Origin of the sequence: Streptomyces sp. NRRL S-646 (assembly GCF_000720765.1) — a bacterium.
Taxonomy (GTDB): Bacteria; Actinomycetota; Actinomycetes; order Streptomycetales; family Streptomycetaceae; genus Streptomyces.
Genome location: NZ_JODC01000010.1, coordinates 506,251 through 519,553, shown reverse-complemented (window position 1 = coordinate 519,553; position 13,303 = coordinate 506,251). Strand labels below are relative to the sequence as shown.

Below are 13,303 nucleotides of genomic sequence, written 5' to 3'. Positions count from 1 at the left end.
CATACGCCGGGCGGTCACGCCTCCCAAACGGCGGCGGCCGTACGGTCGTCCGCGTACCCCTTGACCCTGACCTGGGTGTCGGCGAGGAACGCGGCGAGGCCGGGCGGGGTGGGCCCGGACCACCGGGTCGTCAGATACCGGCACAGATCGGGTTCGCCGCGCAACGGCTCCGCGAGACCGTCCGAGCACATCAGGAGCGTGTCCCCCGGGCGGGCGACGGAGGCACGGAACCGGAAGGGTTCGCGAGGCGGCTCGGGAGCGGGCTCGTACGGGCTCGGCGGGGTCGGAATCCCGAGGTCCATGGTGAGCCGGTCGCCCTCGGGCGTCTCGGCGGGCAGCGAGCCGAAGCCGACGACGGGTTCGCCGGTGACATCGCTGACCCTCGGCTCGATGTCCTGCCAGTCGCCGTCCCGGAGGCGGAACAGTCCGCCGGCGCCCACGCCGAAGAAGACGCGGGTACGGCAATCGGGGTCCGCGGGCAGGAGCAGGCAGCGCAGGGTGGCCGCGTACTCCTCGGGCTCGATGCCCTGCTCGGCGGCGCTGGCGCGGAGTTTGCCGAGGCTGCGGTCGGTGAGGCGGTGCAGGCCCGACTTGAGGTCGCCGCGCCGGGCCGCCCTTATGTCCTCCGCGAGCCGGGCGTGACTGCGGCCGACGGCCCGGCCGATCCAGTGGCAGGCCTCGGCGGCCGCCCGGTGCGCCCCGGGTGTGGCGCGGGCACCGGTGGCCATCGCCACCAGGACCAGTGCGTGTTCTCCGGTGCCGAAGCGGGCGGTGAGGAGCGAGTCCCGGCGCGGCTCGCCCCGGTAGCGGGCGGAGTCCCCGCGGACGGAGACGGCACGGAGGGTGCAGGCGCCGTAGCGGGCGCCGTCCAGCACGGTGTCCGCGACCAGGTCGTCGAGGTCGTCGGGGTCGGCGGGCGGGAGCGCGGTGGGTTCGGCGTCGTAGGTGGGCGGGCCCGAGCCGACGTAGTCGACGGAGGCCGGGGGGAGGGTGGGCAGGTCGAGGTGGGTGGCGGTACGGGCGGGTACGGCGTCCGCCGCGGGGGCCGGCGTCGGCGAGGAGGCGGCCTGCTGCGGGACGGGCTTCTCGGCGGCGGCACGATGACGCGCGGTGTGCGGGAGCGTACCGTCAGCGACCTGCGGCGAAGTGTCTGCGGCATGGCGCGGGCGGTGCTCCGCGGCCGGTGAGTCGCCCCGGGCGGAGTCTGCGCCCGCCCCGCCGCCGGGGCTGGTCGCCTCGGGGGGCATGCGCGATGCCGGCACCGTCGTGACGGGCGTTTCCGTGGAGGTACGACCGCCGGGCGGGTCCGGGGGGTCCCGCGGCACCCGCGGCTGGGCGAACCCCTCGTCCGCGGCCTCCACCCCGGCATCGGCACCCACGGCACCGGTCACCGAGGCGAACCGGTCGTCCACGGTGTCGGGTGCGGGTGCGGGACCCGTGTCCTCGGTGGAGTCGTCGTACAGCTGCCCCCACCAGTCGTCCTCATGACCGGTGGGACTTCCCCCCTGCTGGCTCATGCCCCTAATTGTCCACCGCATCGGCGGTATGAAAACGGGGCATCAGGAAAAACCGGCACAGCACTCCGCGTCGGGTGACGCGCATCGGGTGAGCGGTCGAACGGAGGTACGGAACATGCTGGCCGGGCGGCTCCACGCCCCACGGGAGAACCGCCCGACGACGGCGGAGTGCCCTGGGCCCGGAAGGCTGACCTGCGTCTCCTCCCTCCCTCCGGCACTCTGGTGAGATGGGAGTGTGGGACCTCCTGCTGGTCGGACTGGTCCTCCTGCTCGGCCTGTGCGGAGTGCTGGTGCCCGGGGTGCCGGGGTCGTGGCTCGTGTGGGCCGCGGTCCTGTGGTGGGCTCTGAAGGCCAAACAGCCGGTGTCCTGGTGGATCCTGGTGGGCGCGACCCTCGCGATGTTCCTCTCGCAGGTCGTGCGCTGGGCCCTGCCGCCCAGACGGCTGCGCGAGAGCGGTGCCACCCCCCGGATGGGGGTCTACGCGGGGGCGGGCGCGTTCCTGGGCTTCGTCCTCGTACCCGTGCTCGGCGCGATCCCCGGCTTCATGGGCGGTATCTACCTCTACGAACGCCTCCGCCTCGGCCGGCACGGCGAGGCGAAGGCGGCACTGCGCACCGTGATGCGCTCGGGCGGCTCCAGCGTGCTGGCGGAGCTGTTCACCTGTCTGCTGATCGTGGGAGCCTGGCTGGGCGCGGTGATCTGGGGCTGACGTAGGGCCAGGGGAGTAGGCCGAGGATCCGATGTGCGGAGCGGCCGGGCGTGCTTCGCTGCTCCCATGACGGAATTCAGCGAGGCGGAACGCGCGTACCTGAAGTCGCAGCGCCTGGGGCGGCTGGCCACCGTCGACCCGCAGGGGCAGCCGCAGGCCAACCCGGTCGGCTTCTTCCCCCAGGACGACGGCACCATCCTGATCGGCGGCTACGCCATGGGCCGCACCAAGAAGTGGCGCAACCTCCAGGAGAACCCGAAGGTCGCCCTGGTCGTCGACGACATCGTGAGCCTGCGCCCGTGGAAGGTACGAGGCGTCGACATCCGGGGCGAGGCCGAACTCCTCACCGGCCCCCACGAGTTGGGCCCGCATTTCAGCGAGGAGCTGATCCGGATCCACCCGCGACGGATCCACAGCTGGGGCCTGGAGGACTAGAGGGCTTGAGCCGGAGGGGCCGACGGAGGCCGGAGGACACCTTCCAGCGTCAACAGCTGCACCTTCCGTTCGAGGCCGCCCGCATACCCGGTCAGCGAACCGTCCGCTCCGATCACGCGGTGGCACGGCCGGACGATCAGCAGCGGATTGGCGCCGATCGCGCCGCCCACGGCCCGCACGGCGGCCCGTGAGGCGCCGATCCGCGCGGCGATCTCCCCGTAGGTGGTGGTCGCCCCGTAGGGAACGCTGTCGAGGGCCGCCCACACCCGCTCCCTGAACTCGCTCCCGGCGGTGCTGAACTCCAGCCGGAATTCCTTCAGTTCACCGGCGAAGTAGGCCGCCAACTGCTCCTCGGCAGCACGGAAGGGTGCGGCCTCGTGCCGCCAACCCGCCTGTACCTCAAGCCCGTTCTTCTGTCCGGGCACGGACACCGAGGTCAGAGCACCGGCCGGGTCGGCGGTGAGGAGAAGGGGCCCGACAGGACTGTCGAAGCGGCTCCAGAGAACACTCATCGTTGTCAGTCCAACTCTCCTGCGCGCAGGTGTTGCAGGGCGTACGAGCGCCAGGGGCGCCAGCTGTCGGGAACGTCCGGCCCGGGCGGGGCGACGTCGGGATCGCCGAGCGCCCGGGTGCGGATCACCGCGACCGTGCCGGCGTCCATGCCGGGCACGGCGAGCAGCGCGGCCTCGGCCTCGTCGCGGTCGGCGCCCGGATCCAGGCGTACGGCGCCGTCGGCGAGGGCTGCGGTGAGCGCGCCCAGGGTGCCGTCCGGTTCGGCCTCCGCAAGGACGCCGGGCTCGGGAAACAGTCGGGTGAGGCTGCCACACGGTGCGTCGAGCGCCTTCCCGTACCGCCGTACGAGCCGCTCGGCCTCTGCCCGCCCCACCAGCGCGCGCACGGCCAGTTCCTCGGGATCGGCGGCCCCCGGCGACCGCAGCCCCGGTCGGGCGGCGACCAGCGGCGCGAGCCGCTCGTCATCGGCGAGCCGCTCGTCCACGGCGTACGGATCGGCGTCGAGGTCGAAGAGCCGCCGCAGCCGCCCCACGGCGGTGGTCAGATCACGGGGGTCGGTGAGATGCAGCCGGGCGTCCAGCCAGCCACCGGGATGGGCACCGGACGCGGACCTGGCCACCCCCGGCCGCTCGCCGACGGAGACGATGCCGGTACCGTGCGGAAGCCGCAGGGTCCGCCGGTACGTCCGCCGCCCACGCTCCCCGCTGACCTCCTCGACACCGTCCACGGCCTCGTCCGCCAGCTGATCGAAGACGGCACCGGCCTGGTACGGCCCTCGATGGGCGAGCCGCAGCGGAATCCCCGCGGTCGGGGCGGCAGCACGCCGGCCGGCCCTCGGAGCGGCCTCGCGCAGCTCGCTCGGCGTCGACGCGTACACGTCCCGGATCGTGTCGTTGAACTGCCGGACACTGGCGAACCCCGACGCAAATGCGATCTCCGTGATCGGCAGCTCCGTCGTCTGCACCAGGACCCGCGCGGTGTGCGCCCGCTGCGCCCGGGCGAGGGCGACGGGCCCGGCACCGAGCTCACCGGTGAGCTGCCGCTGAACCTGCCGTGCGCTGTACCCGAGCCGCGCGGCCAGCCCGGTGACCCCCTCCCGGTCGACGACCCCGTCCCCGATGAGCCGCATGGCCCGCCCCACCACATCCGCCCGTACATTCCACTCGGCCGACCCCGGCACGGCATCCGGCCGACACCGCCGGCAGGCCCGGAACCCCGAGCCCTGCGCGGCGGCGGCCGTGGCAAAGAACCGAACGTTGCGCCGCTTCGGCGTCACCGCCGGGCAACTGGGCCGGCAATAGATCCCGGTAGTCTCGACAGCGAAGAAAAACTCCCCGTCGAACCGGCCATCCCGACTCCGCACAGCTTCGTACCTGCTGTCTTCGTCCATCACGCCCTCCAGTCTCCGCCGGACGAGACTGCCGGGCTAGCGGAAATCGGACGTGGAGCTGAACTACCGCCCAGCGCTGTCAGCACCGGCCGACACTCTCAGCCCGCCCGGCGAGCACACACAAGGCCACATCAGCCCATCTCAGCCCGTCCGGCGTTTGAGGACGAGGCCGTTCAGGCCGAAGCGGGGGCCTGGGGGCGGCAGCCCCCGGACGGCACCCCCACCCCCGGCACCTAGCGCCGCCCCCGCTTCAGCTCCATCGCCGCCCGCCCGGCGGAGCCCCTCCGCTTCCACTCCCGCCGAAGCTCCGCACGGACCCGCGCATCGGTCTTCGCCACGATCCACTGATTCTCCCGCATCAGCTTGCGATAGCTCTCCAGCCGCCGATGCGACAACTCACCGCTCTCGACAGCATCCCGCACCGCACACCCCGGCTCCGCATCATGCGCGCAGTCATGGAAGCGGCACCGCTCGGCCAGTTCCTCGATCTCGGAGAAGACCTGCCCGACCCCGCTCTCGGCGTCCCAGAGGCCGACGCCCCTGAGCCCTGGTGTGTCGATGAGGACACCCCCGCCGGGCAGTGCGAGCAGGTTGCGGGTGGTCGTCGTATGACGTCCCTTGCCATCGACGTCCCGAGCGGCCTGCACCTCCATCACCTCGTCGCCGAGCAGGGCGTTGGCGAGGGTCGACTTGCCCGCACCGGACTGCCCGAGCAGCACGGACGTACCGCCGGAGACAAGACCGACGAGAACGTCGAGCCCGTCCCCCTCCACGGCACTGACCGTCAGCACGGTCACGCCCGGCGCCGACAGTTCGACGTCCTGGACGAGATGCGCCCGCGTCACCGCGTCCGGCACCAGGTCGGCCTTGGTGAGCACGACCAGCGGCTGCGCGCCCGACTCCCAGGCCAGGGCCAGAAAGCGTTCGATGCGCCCGAGGTCGAGTTCGACTGCAAGGGACACGGCGACGATCGCGTGGTCGACGTTGGCGGCGAGGATCTGCCCCTCGGACCGCTTGGAGGAGGTGGAGCGCACGAAGGCGGTACGGCGCGGCAGATACGTCCGTACGTAGCGCGGGTTGCCGCCGGGTTCGACGGCGACCCAGTCGCCGGTGCACACGACCCGCATCGGGTCGTGCGGGGTGACGAACGCGGTGTCGGCCCGCAGGACGCCGTCGGCGGTGACCACGTCGCACTGGCCGCGGTCGACCCGGATCACACGTCCGGGCAGGAGCCCCTCGGGCTCGTAGGGGGCGAACTCGTCCGCCCAAGCGTCGTCCCAGCCGTAGGGAGCGAGCGCGGAGAAAGCAGGGGAAGCTGAGCTGGAAGTCAAGGGTGACCCTTCACAAGGGTGGCCCCGGCGAAAGGAGTTGAGGTCAGCCGACGGCCACGGAGGTGGACTTGATGATCTGGATGCGGGCAGCGCTCGTCGCAAAGACAGCCATCGGTCAACACCTCCCGGTTCCGCACTCGTTCGGCAGCGGCGGCCACCGGCCACCGCTCAATGCCCGCTCACCATAGAGCCATACGTCCGCCGGGCGCCACGGAATATTCCGGAAGCCTCTCGACAGCCCCCGACCCGACTCAAAGGCCCTGCCCCGCAAAGGGCCCGGGCACCTCCCCCGACCCCCGCCTGATCAGTTCCGTCGGCATGACGACGGTGCGGGGCGGTGAGGTGTCCCCGTGGATGCGGGCGAACAGCACGTGCGCGGCCGTGGTGGCGAGCGCGACGGGGTCCTGGGCGATGACGGTGACGGGCGGGGTCAGCCGCTCGGCCAGCGGGAAGTCGTCGAAGGCGACGAAGGCGATCCCGGGCGGCAGGACCGTCAGCGCGCCGAGGGCGAGGTTCTCGTTGTCGGCGAGCAGGGCGGTGGGCGGCTCGGCGGCGGCAAGGAGGGCCGTGACGGCCTCGGCGGCGGACGGCGCCGAGCGCAGACCGTGGCGGATGAGCCCGGGGTCGGAGGCGATACCCGCGGCCCGCAGTGCCGCCCGGTAGCCCCGGTGGCGCTCGCCGTTGGTCCAGATGTCCTGCCGGCCACCGAGGTAGCCGATGCGGCGGTGGCCGTGCGCGATCAGGTGCCGTACGGCCTCCTCGACCGCGGCGCGGTTGTCCACCACCACGGTGTCCGCCTCCAAGCCCGGTGCGGCCCGGTCCACGCACACGATCTTGGTGCCCTGCGCCTGGGCCGGGCGCAGGAAACGGTGGCTGCCCGCGGCCGGCGTGAGGATGAGGCCGTCGACGCGGCGGGCGGTGAAGGCGGCGACGACCTCGCGCTCCCGGCGCGGGTCGGCGCGGCTGGAGCCGATCAGCACGACGCTGCCGCGCCGGCGGGCGACGTCCTCGGCGGCGGAGGCGACGGCGGCCATGAACGGGTCGGCCACGTTGTCGACCAACAGGCCTATCGTCCGGCTCGGTTGGTCCGCTCGGCGCAGCTGACGCGCCAACTCGTCGCGCTGGTAGCCCAGTTTACGGACGGCGGCCTCGACTCTCGCGGCGGTCCGCGGTGCCACGCTCCCCTCTCCGTTGACCACCCGGGACACCGTCATCGCGCTGACGCCCGCCTCGGCGGCGACGTCCTTCATCGTGGGGCGGCCGGCCACGCCGCAGTCCTCCTCGGCAGTCGGGCGGGCGGCTTCGGGCTGCTGTGCAACCTCTTGAGAACGGGTCACACACGACCCTTGACGCCCACCCATGGGGCTCCCAGAATCGACGAACTGTTAACGACACCAACGCGAAGGCACAACATGGCCTCTGCAAGGGAACCACTTCTCGCGGCACACGGTGTGGTCAAGCGTTTCGGTCACGTCCAGGCGCTGCAGGGCGCCGACTTCACGGCGTACGCGGGCGAGGTCGTCGCCCTGATCGGCGACAACGGCGCAGGCAAGTCGACTCTGGTGAACGTCCTGTCGGGAGTGCTCGCACCCGACGAGGGCGAGGTGCGGGTGGCGGGGCAGGCGGTGCGGTTCGGCGGGCCGATGGACGCCCAACGGCACGGACTTGAGACCGTCTACCAGGATCTGTCGCTGGCACCGGATCTGGATGCGGCGGCCAATCTGTATCTGGGCAGGGAGGTTGTGCGCGGCGGACTGCTCGGCCGCCTGGGAGTGCTCGACCGGCCCGCGATGCGACGGGAGGCGGTCAAGGCGTTCGCCGAGCTGGGCGTCGAACTGAAAGATGTGACGGCTCCCGTGACAACGTTGTCCGGCGGTCAGCGACAGTCGGTGGCCGTGGCGCGTGCGGTCGCGTTCGCGAACAAGGTCATCTTCATGGACGAGCCGACGGCCGCGCTGGGTGTCGTGCAGCGCGCCCGGGTCCTGGAGACCGTGCGCAGGGTCGCCGACCGGGGCATCTGCGTCGTGCTGATCAGTCACAACATGCCCGAGGTGCTGTCGGTCTCGGACCGGGTGGAGGTGCTGCGGCTCGGGCGACGGGTCGCCTCGTTCACCGCGGCGGACACGACGATCGAGGAGCTCGTCGGGGCCATGACGGGGTCGCTGGACGAACCCGCCCAGCAGAACGGGTCCTTGAGGAAAGCGGAGGACGGGCGATGACCGCCGACAGCAAGGAAGTCCGGCCGACCGCGGCGCAGAAGCAGGACCCGCCCGCGTCGGAGGGTGCGCACCGGACCGTACCCGACTGGCTGCGGCGGGCGGCCGGCATCAGCGAACTGTGGACCTTCGTGATCCTGGTGGTGCTGGTCGCGTTCTTCACCATCGCCGCGCCGGGCAAGTTCTTCACCCAGTACGACCTCACGCAGATCGCCGTGAACGCGGCCATCTATCTGGTGCTGGGCGTCGGCATGACGTTCGTGATCATCACGGCGGGGATCGATCTGTCGATCGGTTCGGTGCTGGTGCTGGCCGCGGTGGCGGCGGGCGAGTACAACATCCACCACGGCGGGCCGGACGCCGGCTGGGGCACGGTCGCGGTCTGTGTGGTCATCGCCCTTGCGGTGGGCGCCGGTTGGGGTGTGCTGCAGGGCGCGGTGGTGGCGACCGGAAAGGTGCCCCCGCTGATCGTGACGCTCGGCGGTCTGGGGGCGGCACTGGGGATCGCCGAACTCGCCACCGGGGGCCAGGACCCGGCCGGTGCGGCGGCCACGCATCTGCAGAACAGCCTCGGCTTCGGCAAGGTGCTCGGCATTCCGTGGCTGGTGGTCCTGGCCGCCGTGGTCACGGCCGTGTTCGGCCTGGTGCTGGGCGCGACGAGGTTCGGCACGCACACCCTGGCGATCGGCTCCAATCCGACTGCCGTACGACGCGCGGGAGTCGGGGTGGGACGGCACCTGGTGAAGGTGTACGGCCTGATGGGGCTGCTGGCCGGGCTCGGGGCGGTGATGTGGCTGGCCTCGTACGGCACCACGTCGATCGCCGGGCACTCCACCGACAACCTGAAGGTGATCACCGCCGTGGTGCTCGGCGGCACCAGCCTCTTCGGCGGGCGGGGCTCGGTGCTGGGCACCGTGATCGGTGTGTTCATCCCCGCCGTGCTCACCACCGGACTGATCGTCATCGGCGTTCAGCAGTACTGGCAGGACGTCGCGGTGGGCGTCGTGCTCGTCGCGGCCGTCTACGTCGACCAGATGCGCAGGAAGACCCGAGAGCAAGCTTAAGGAGATGTCTCGATGTTGAGCATTCGCAGCAGGCGCAGCGCACTGGTCGCCGCGGGCACCGTACTGGCCCTCACCGGGGCCGCCGCGTGCAGTTCGTCCGACAGCGGGTCGGGGTCGTCGGGCGGGGCCGCGCACAAGAAGGTGCGGCTGATCACCGGCGTGAAGAGCGACCCCTTCTACATCACCATGACCTGCGCGGCCAAGACGGAGGCGAAGGCGAAGGGGATGGACTTCGGCGCGGACGGTTCCGCGCAGTGGGACGTGTCGGTGCAGCGCCCGCTCCTGGACTCGGTGGCGGCATCCCGGCCGGACGGGCTGTTGATCTCGCCGGTGGACACCAGCGCGCTCACGCCGTCGCTGAAGCAGATCCAGTCGGCCGGCACCAAGGTCGCGCTGGTCGACACCACGGTCACCGACGACTCGATCGGCATCACCCGTATCTCGTCCGACAACGAGAAGGGCGGCCGGGTCGCCGCCGACGCGCTCGCCAAGCTGATGGGCGAGAAGGGCTCGGCCATCGTGATCAGCGTCAAGCCGGGCGTCTCGACAACTGACGCCCGGATCAAGGGCTTCACGGAGGAGATGAAGAAGTACCCCAAGATCAAGATGCTGCCCACGCTCTACGACAACGACCTTCCGGCGACCGCCGCCTCCCAGATCCAGTCGACGCTGGCGGCCCACCCCGACCTGGGCGGTGTCTTCGCGGGCAACACCAACACCGGCCAGGGCATCGCCACCGGTCTCAAGCAGGCCGGCAAGGAGGGCGTGGTGAAGGTCGCCGCCTTCGACGCCGAACCCGACGAGGTCGCCTCGCTCAAGGCGGGCACGCTCCAGGTCCTCGTCGCCCAGGACCCGGCGGCGATCGGCAGGGAGGCCGTCGACCAGCTGGCGGCCGCCTTCGACGGCAAGAGCGTCCAGAAGTCGATCGGCACCAACATGGTCGCCATCACCAAGGCGAACATGAACGACCCTTCGGTCAGCAAGTACTTCTACAAGTCGGGCTGCTGACCGGGGGCGCCGAACGACCGGGTGACTCGGTCGAGTTCACCCGGTCGCGGCGCCTGTCACGGGCCGTACGAGGTCAGCTCTTCGCGCAGGCCAGTCCGTTGAGCGTGAAGTCGTACGGCGAGGAGTTCTTGCCCTGCCAGGATCCGAGGAAGCCGAAGGTGATCCTGCCGTCGGCGGGGACCGCCTTGTTGTAGTCGGCTGCGGTCGCCGTGACCCGGGAGCCGTTCTGGGCGACGCTCGCGTCCCACATCTGGCCGACCTTCTGGCCGTCGCGGTAGGACCAGGCGACGCGCCAGGTGTCGAGGGCGTCGACGGTGGTGACGGTGACGGTGGCCTGGAAGCCGTCCGTCCACTGGTTGTCGAGGTGGTAGGCCGCCTTGCAGGTGGCGGACGCGCTCTTGCCGGGATCCGGGGCGCTGCTCTGCGTGGTGGCGGAGGTGCCCTGGGGTTCCGGGTCGGAGTGCTTGCCCCCGCCGGGTTTCGTCGGGGTGGTGGCGGAGGGGGTCGGGGAGGCACTCTTCGGCGTCGGGGTGGCGGACGGGAGGGACGGGCGCGGGGCCGCCACCGGGCTGCTGTCGGTCGGTGAGTCGCCGCTCGCGGCTTCGTTCTCGCTGCCGCCGAACGGCATCATCGACGTGGCCAGCGCCAGCAGCGACACCATGACGGCGGCCACGAGCAGCCCGCCGCGGATGACGCGTGCGCGGTCGGTGACGGTCCTCGGTTCGCCGCTCTGCCCGTCTGCCGCCTCCGGTCGCCCGACACCGAGGCGCACCTCGGCGGCCCGGCGGCGGCGCTCCAGGTAGGCGAGGCCGCCCCAGCCGATCACACCGCCGGCCAGGGCCGCGGGCAGCCCGCCGCCCTGCGGACGCAGACAGGCGGCGGCCTCCGCGCAGTCCACGCACGTGGCGAGGTGCCGCGAGAGGTCCGGCGGGATGTCGGCGGCGGGCGACCTGGTGATCGCGTCGAGGAGGCGCGCATAGCTGCGGCACTGCGCGTCCATCGGCGTGTCGAGATGGTTGCGATGGCAGCGGTCCCTGAACAGGCCACGCACCTGGTCGAGTTCGTCGCCCACGAGGGCCGGGTCGAGGCCGAGCCGGCGGGCCACCACGGACCGCGGCAACGACTCCACCTCGGCCAGCCACAGCAGCGCCGCATCCGCCTCCTGCAGGTCGCGCAGACCGCGCAGGGCGATCGGGCGGCGCAACGGTGGACCGGTGTAGCGGGCGCCCTTGTCCGAGTTGAGCCACAGGCGCAGGTCGGGGTCGAGGTCGTCGCCCTGCCCGTCGGCCTCCCAGGCCGCCGCCGTGGTGCGTACGGCGGTCAGCAGCAGGGGGATCACGGGGAGCCGGGGCGAGCGGCGGCCGTTGCTCCGGGCGGCTCCGGTCTCGGTGGCACGGACCTCGCGCATACCGAGCGCGAACGCCTCCGTGGCCAGCTGCGTGGCCGCGGTGGCGCCGGCCGTGCACAGATCGGCGTAGGAAAGCACCGCGTCCCAGCACTCGGAGAACAGCGCGGCCTCGGCGGCGTCCTTCGGGGTCGGCAGGTCGGGCATGAGTCTCCTGCATCCACAAGCGAGGTCAACTCACCATTTTCGGCGGAGGAGTTGGGGGGAACCTCGCGGCAGGGCAGGAGCCTTTCACGTTTTCAACACAACTGACAAGCGCTCTGTTCAGTTGTCCTGGCAGAACCCTGACAGACCCCTGCGAACCGACCGGGAGGCACAACTCCAGTCTCTTGTACGGACGGGGACCGTGTTTGGCTCACTGCCCCCGGCCGTCACTCACACCTCTGCCGTGTCCTGCGCCGGAAGGCTGTCCATGAACGAGCTGACGGAGAAGACCGCGCGACCGGGTCCGGGCGGACCGTATCCGGGGGGCGAGGAAAGCCCGAAGTCGTCCATCGTCTGGCGATAGGCCTGCAGCAGCCGGATGTGGTACTCCAGCGGCGCGCCCTGCGGGTTGGCCTTGCCGAGCGGGGTGGTGGGCTCGGGGCACCAGGTGGTGAAGCGGGGCGTGATGCCGTGCGACATGAAGAAGCGCAGGCCCTCGGTGGTCGAGGCGATCGCCTCGTCGACCGTCTTGAACCCGAAGGGCTCCGCCATCTCCACGCCCGCAACGAAGTTGGGGATCACGTTGCGCGCACCGAAGACGTCCGCCGAGTCCAGGATCCGCTTGTGCCACTCGTCCCGGCCGACGTAACGCTCCTTGCCCGGGCAGTACATCTTGAACAGATACTCGTCCCACACCTCGTAGTTGGGGTGGTAGATCTGCACGCCGTAGTCCTTGAACCGCTGCACGTCGTCCTTGGGCAGCGCCTGGGCGACGACCTTGCCGATCCAGCGGCCCGGGAAGTGCTCCTCGATGGCCTTGGCGTACATGCCGTAGAAGTCGGCCTCGTCACGGCCCTGGAGCCTGGAGGTGATGGCGCCGCCGGTGAGGGTGTAGGCGGTGGACGCCTTCGCCGTGTCGTAACGGTTGATGATCTCCAGGGCTTCCAGGACCTCGTCGACGTCCTTGACTCCCGTGTACGGCCGCCCGGCCGCCTTGTGCTGGCGCCAGTTGTGGTTGATGTCGCAGTACTGGCACTCCTCCTTGGCGCCGAAGTACTGGCAGACCCGGAAGACGGTCAGGTAGATCAGATAGCCCCACTGGATGGTCGGGGCGACCTCCATGACCGATTTCCCGTTGGAGAGGGTGTGCCGGTAGTACTCCGGCATCGGCGGCACACCGACATCCGCGATGCGCTTGCCGTCGAGGTACAGCCCGAGCACCCCCTCGTCGTCGGCGGCGACGCGGTAGGGCGAGGTCGGGTTCACGCGTACGGAGACGACGGTGCGCCGCAGGTCGTACGGGCCGCCGGTGAGGATGATCTCCTCCGGGGGACGCCTGAGCGCGGCCTCGCCCAGCTCCGGCAGAGTGCCGTGGTCGAAGGAGAAGATGAAGTACGACTTCGGCTTGACCTCGCCGGACTCGTTGTCGCTGAGCGCGGACGGATCGAAGGCCACGCCTCCACGCAGCAGGTCCTCTTTGAAGACGGCTTCCCGCGGTACGTGCGGGAACCGCTCCATCAGATCCTCGACCAGTGCGGTACGGCTGCCCATCCCGACTCTCCTTCCGGCT

General features: G+C 71.2%; 12 protein-coding genes. 5 read left to right on the top strand and 7 right to left on the bottom strand.

Going from position 1 to position 13,303, the window contains the following annotated elements; all coding sequences use genetic code 11:
• Positions 1 to 14: 14 nt before the first annotated feature.
• Positions 15 to 1,517, bottom strand: a complete 1,503-nt coding sequence (locus IH68_RS0128185) for a PP2C family serine/threonine-protein phosphatase (RefSeq protein ID WP_030940375.1) — start codon at positions 1,515 to 1,517, stop codon at positions 15 to 17.
• Positions 1,518 to 1,744: 227 nt separating this feature from the next.
• On the opposite strand from IH68_RS0128185, the gene IH68_RS0128180 reads away from it, so the two are divergent.
• Together IH68_RS0128180 and IH68_RS0128175 are read left to right on the top strand one after the other, a co-directional pair.
• On the top strand, positions 1,745 to 2,227 hold the full coding sequence (locus IH68_RS0128180; RefSeq protein ID WP_030940373.1) for a DUF456 domain-containing protein: 483 nt from the start codon (positions 1,745 to 1,747) through the stop codon (positions 2,225 to 2,227).
• A 66-nt stretch (positions 2,228 to 2,293) separates the two neighbouring features.
• Positions 2,294 to 2,662 (top strand): PPOX class F420-dependent oxidoreductase, encoded by a 369-nt coding sequence (locus IH68_RS0128175; RefSeq protein ID WP_030940371.1) that lies wholly within the window; start codon positions 2,294 to 2,296, stop codon positions 2,660 to 2,662.
• Here IH68_RS0128175 and IH68_RS0128170 read toward each other — a convergent pair.
• The 4 genes from IH68_RS0128170 to IH68_RS0128155 form a co-directional block, all read right to left on the bottom strand.
• Positions 2,659 to 3,174, bottom strand: coding sequence for a methylated-DNA--[protein]-cysteine S-methyltransferase (locus tag IH68_RS0128170; protein WP_030940369.1), 516 nt, complete (start codon positions 3,172 to 3,174; stop codon positions 2,659 to 2,661). The genes IH68_RS0128175 and IH68_RS0128170 overlap by 4 nt on opposite strands.
• A gap of 5 nt (positions 3,175 to 3,179) precedes the next feature.
• Complete coding sequence (locus tag IH68_RS0128165; protein ID WP_030940368.1) at positions 3,180 to 4,565, bottom strand: DNA-3-methyladenine glycosylase 2 family protein; 1,386 nt, start codon at positions 4,563 to 4,565, stop codon at positions 3,180 to 3,182.
• A 233-nt stretch (positions 4,566 to 4,798) separates the two neighbouring features.
• On the bottom strand, positions 4,799 to 5,896 hold the full coding sequence (gene rsgA, locus IH68_RS0128160; protein WP_030940366.1) for a ribosome small subunit-dependent GTPase A: 1,098 nt from the start codon (positions 5,894 to 5,896) through the stop codon (positions 4,799 to 4,801).
• Positions 5,897 to 6,147: 251 nt separating this feature from the next.
• Positions 6,148 to 7,233, bottom strand: a complete 1,086-nt coding sequence (locus IH68_RS0128155; protein ID WP_030940364.1) for a LacI family DNA-binding transcriptional regulator — start codon at positions 7,231 to 7,233, stop codon at positions 6,148 to 6,150.
• 75 nt (positions 7,234 to 7,308) lie between these two features.
• On the opposite strand from IH68_RS0128155, the gene IH68_RS0128150 reads away from it, so the two are divergent.
• Genes IH68_RS0128150 through IH68_RS0128140 form a run of 3 tightly spaced genes read left to right on the top strand, consistent with a single transcriptional unit; the run spans position 7,309 to position 10,184 of the window.
• Positions 7,309 to 8,115: an ATP-binding cassette domain-containing protein gene (locus tag IH68_RS0128150; protein ID WP_037885269.1), complete on the top strand. Its 807-nt coding sequence runs from the start codon at positions 7,309 to 7,311 to the stop codon at positions 8,113 to 8,115.
• Positions 8,112 to 9,176, top strand: a complete 1,065-nt coding sequence (locus IH68_RS0128145; RefSeq protein ID WP_030940361.1) for an ABC transporter permease — start codon at positions 8,112 to 8,114, stop codon at positions 9,174 to 9,176. Before IH68_RS0128150 ends, IH68_RS0128145 begins: the two co-directional genes overlap by 4 nt.
• A gap of 12 nt (positions 9,177 to 9,188) precedes the next feature.
• Positions 9,189 to 10,184, top strand: a complete 996-nt coding sequence (locus IH68_RS0128140; RefSeq protein WP_030940359.1) for an ABC transporter substrate-binding protein — start codon at positions 9,189 to 9,191, stop codon at positions 10,182 to 10,184.
• 73 nt (positions 10,185 to 10,257) lie between these two features.
• On the opposite strand, the gene IH68_RS0128135 is transcribed toward IH68_RS0128140, so the two are convergent.
• Both IH68_RS0128135 and IH68_RS0128130 read right to left on the bottom strand, forming a co-directional pair.
• The gene (locus tag IH68_RS0128135; RefSeq protein ID WP_030940357.1) at positions 10,258 to 11,736 is read right to left on the bottom strand and encodes a cellulose-binding domain-containing protein; all 1,479 of its coding nucleotides are present in this window, start codon (positions 11,734 to 11,736) and stop codon (positions 10,258 to 10,260) included.
• A gap of 228 nt (positions 11,737 to 11,964) precedes the next feature.
• The gene (locus tag IH68_RS0128130; protein WP_030940356.1) at positions 11,965 to 13,284 is read right to left on the bottom strand and encodes a radical SAM protein; all 1,320 of its coding nucleotides are present in this window, start codon (positions 13,282 to 13,284) and stop codon (positions 11,965 to 11,967) included.
• Between the last annotated feature and the right edge of the window lie 19 nt (positions 13,285 to 13,303).

Coding starts and splice junctions, on each gene's coding strand:
- IH68_RS0128130 (WP_030940356.1), bottom strand. CDS start 13,284: ATGGGCAGCCGTACCGCACTGGTCGAGGATCTGATGGAGCGGTTCCCG.
- IH68_RS0128140 (WP_030940359.1), top strand. CDS start 9,189: ATGTTGAGCATTCGCAGCAGGCGCAGCGCACTGGTCGCCGCGGGCACC.
- IH68_RS0128135 (WP_030940357.1), bottom strand. CDS start 11,736: ATGCCCGACCTGCCGACCCCGAAGGACGCCGCCGAGGCCGCGCTGTTC.
- IH68_RS0128165 (WP_030940368.1), bottom strand. CDS start 4,565: ATGGACGAAGACAGCAGGTACGAAGCTGTGCGGAGTCGGGATGGCCGG.
- IH68_RS0128175 (WP_030940371.1), top strand. CDS start 2,294: ATGACGGAATTCAGCGAGGCGGAACGCGCGTACCTGAAGTCGCAGCGC.
- IH68_RS0128145 (WP_030940361.1), top strand. CDS start 8,112: ATGACCGCCGACAGCAAGGAAGTCCGGCCGACCGCGGCGCAGAAGCAG.
- IH68_RS0128170 (WP_030940369.1), bottom strand. CDS start 3,174: ATGAGTGTTCTCTGGAGCCGCTTCGACAGTCCTGTCGGGCCCCTTCTC.
- IH68_RS0128180 (WP_030940373.1), top strand. CDS start 1,745: ATGGGAGTGTGGGACCTCCTGCTGGTCGGACTGGTCCTCCTGCTCGGC.
- IH68_RS0128185 (WP_030940375.1), bottom strand. CDS start 1,517: ATGAGCCAGCAGGGGGGAAGTCCCACCGGTCATGAGGACGACTGGTGG.
- IH68_RS0128150 (WP_037885269.1), top strand. CDS start 7,309: ATGGCCTCTGCAAGGGAACCACTTCTCGCGGCACACGGTGTGGTCAAG.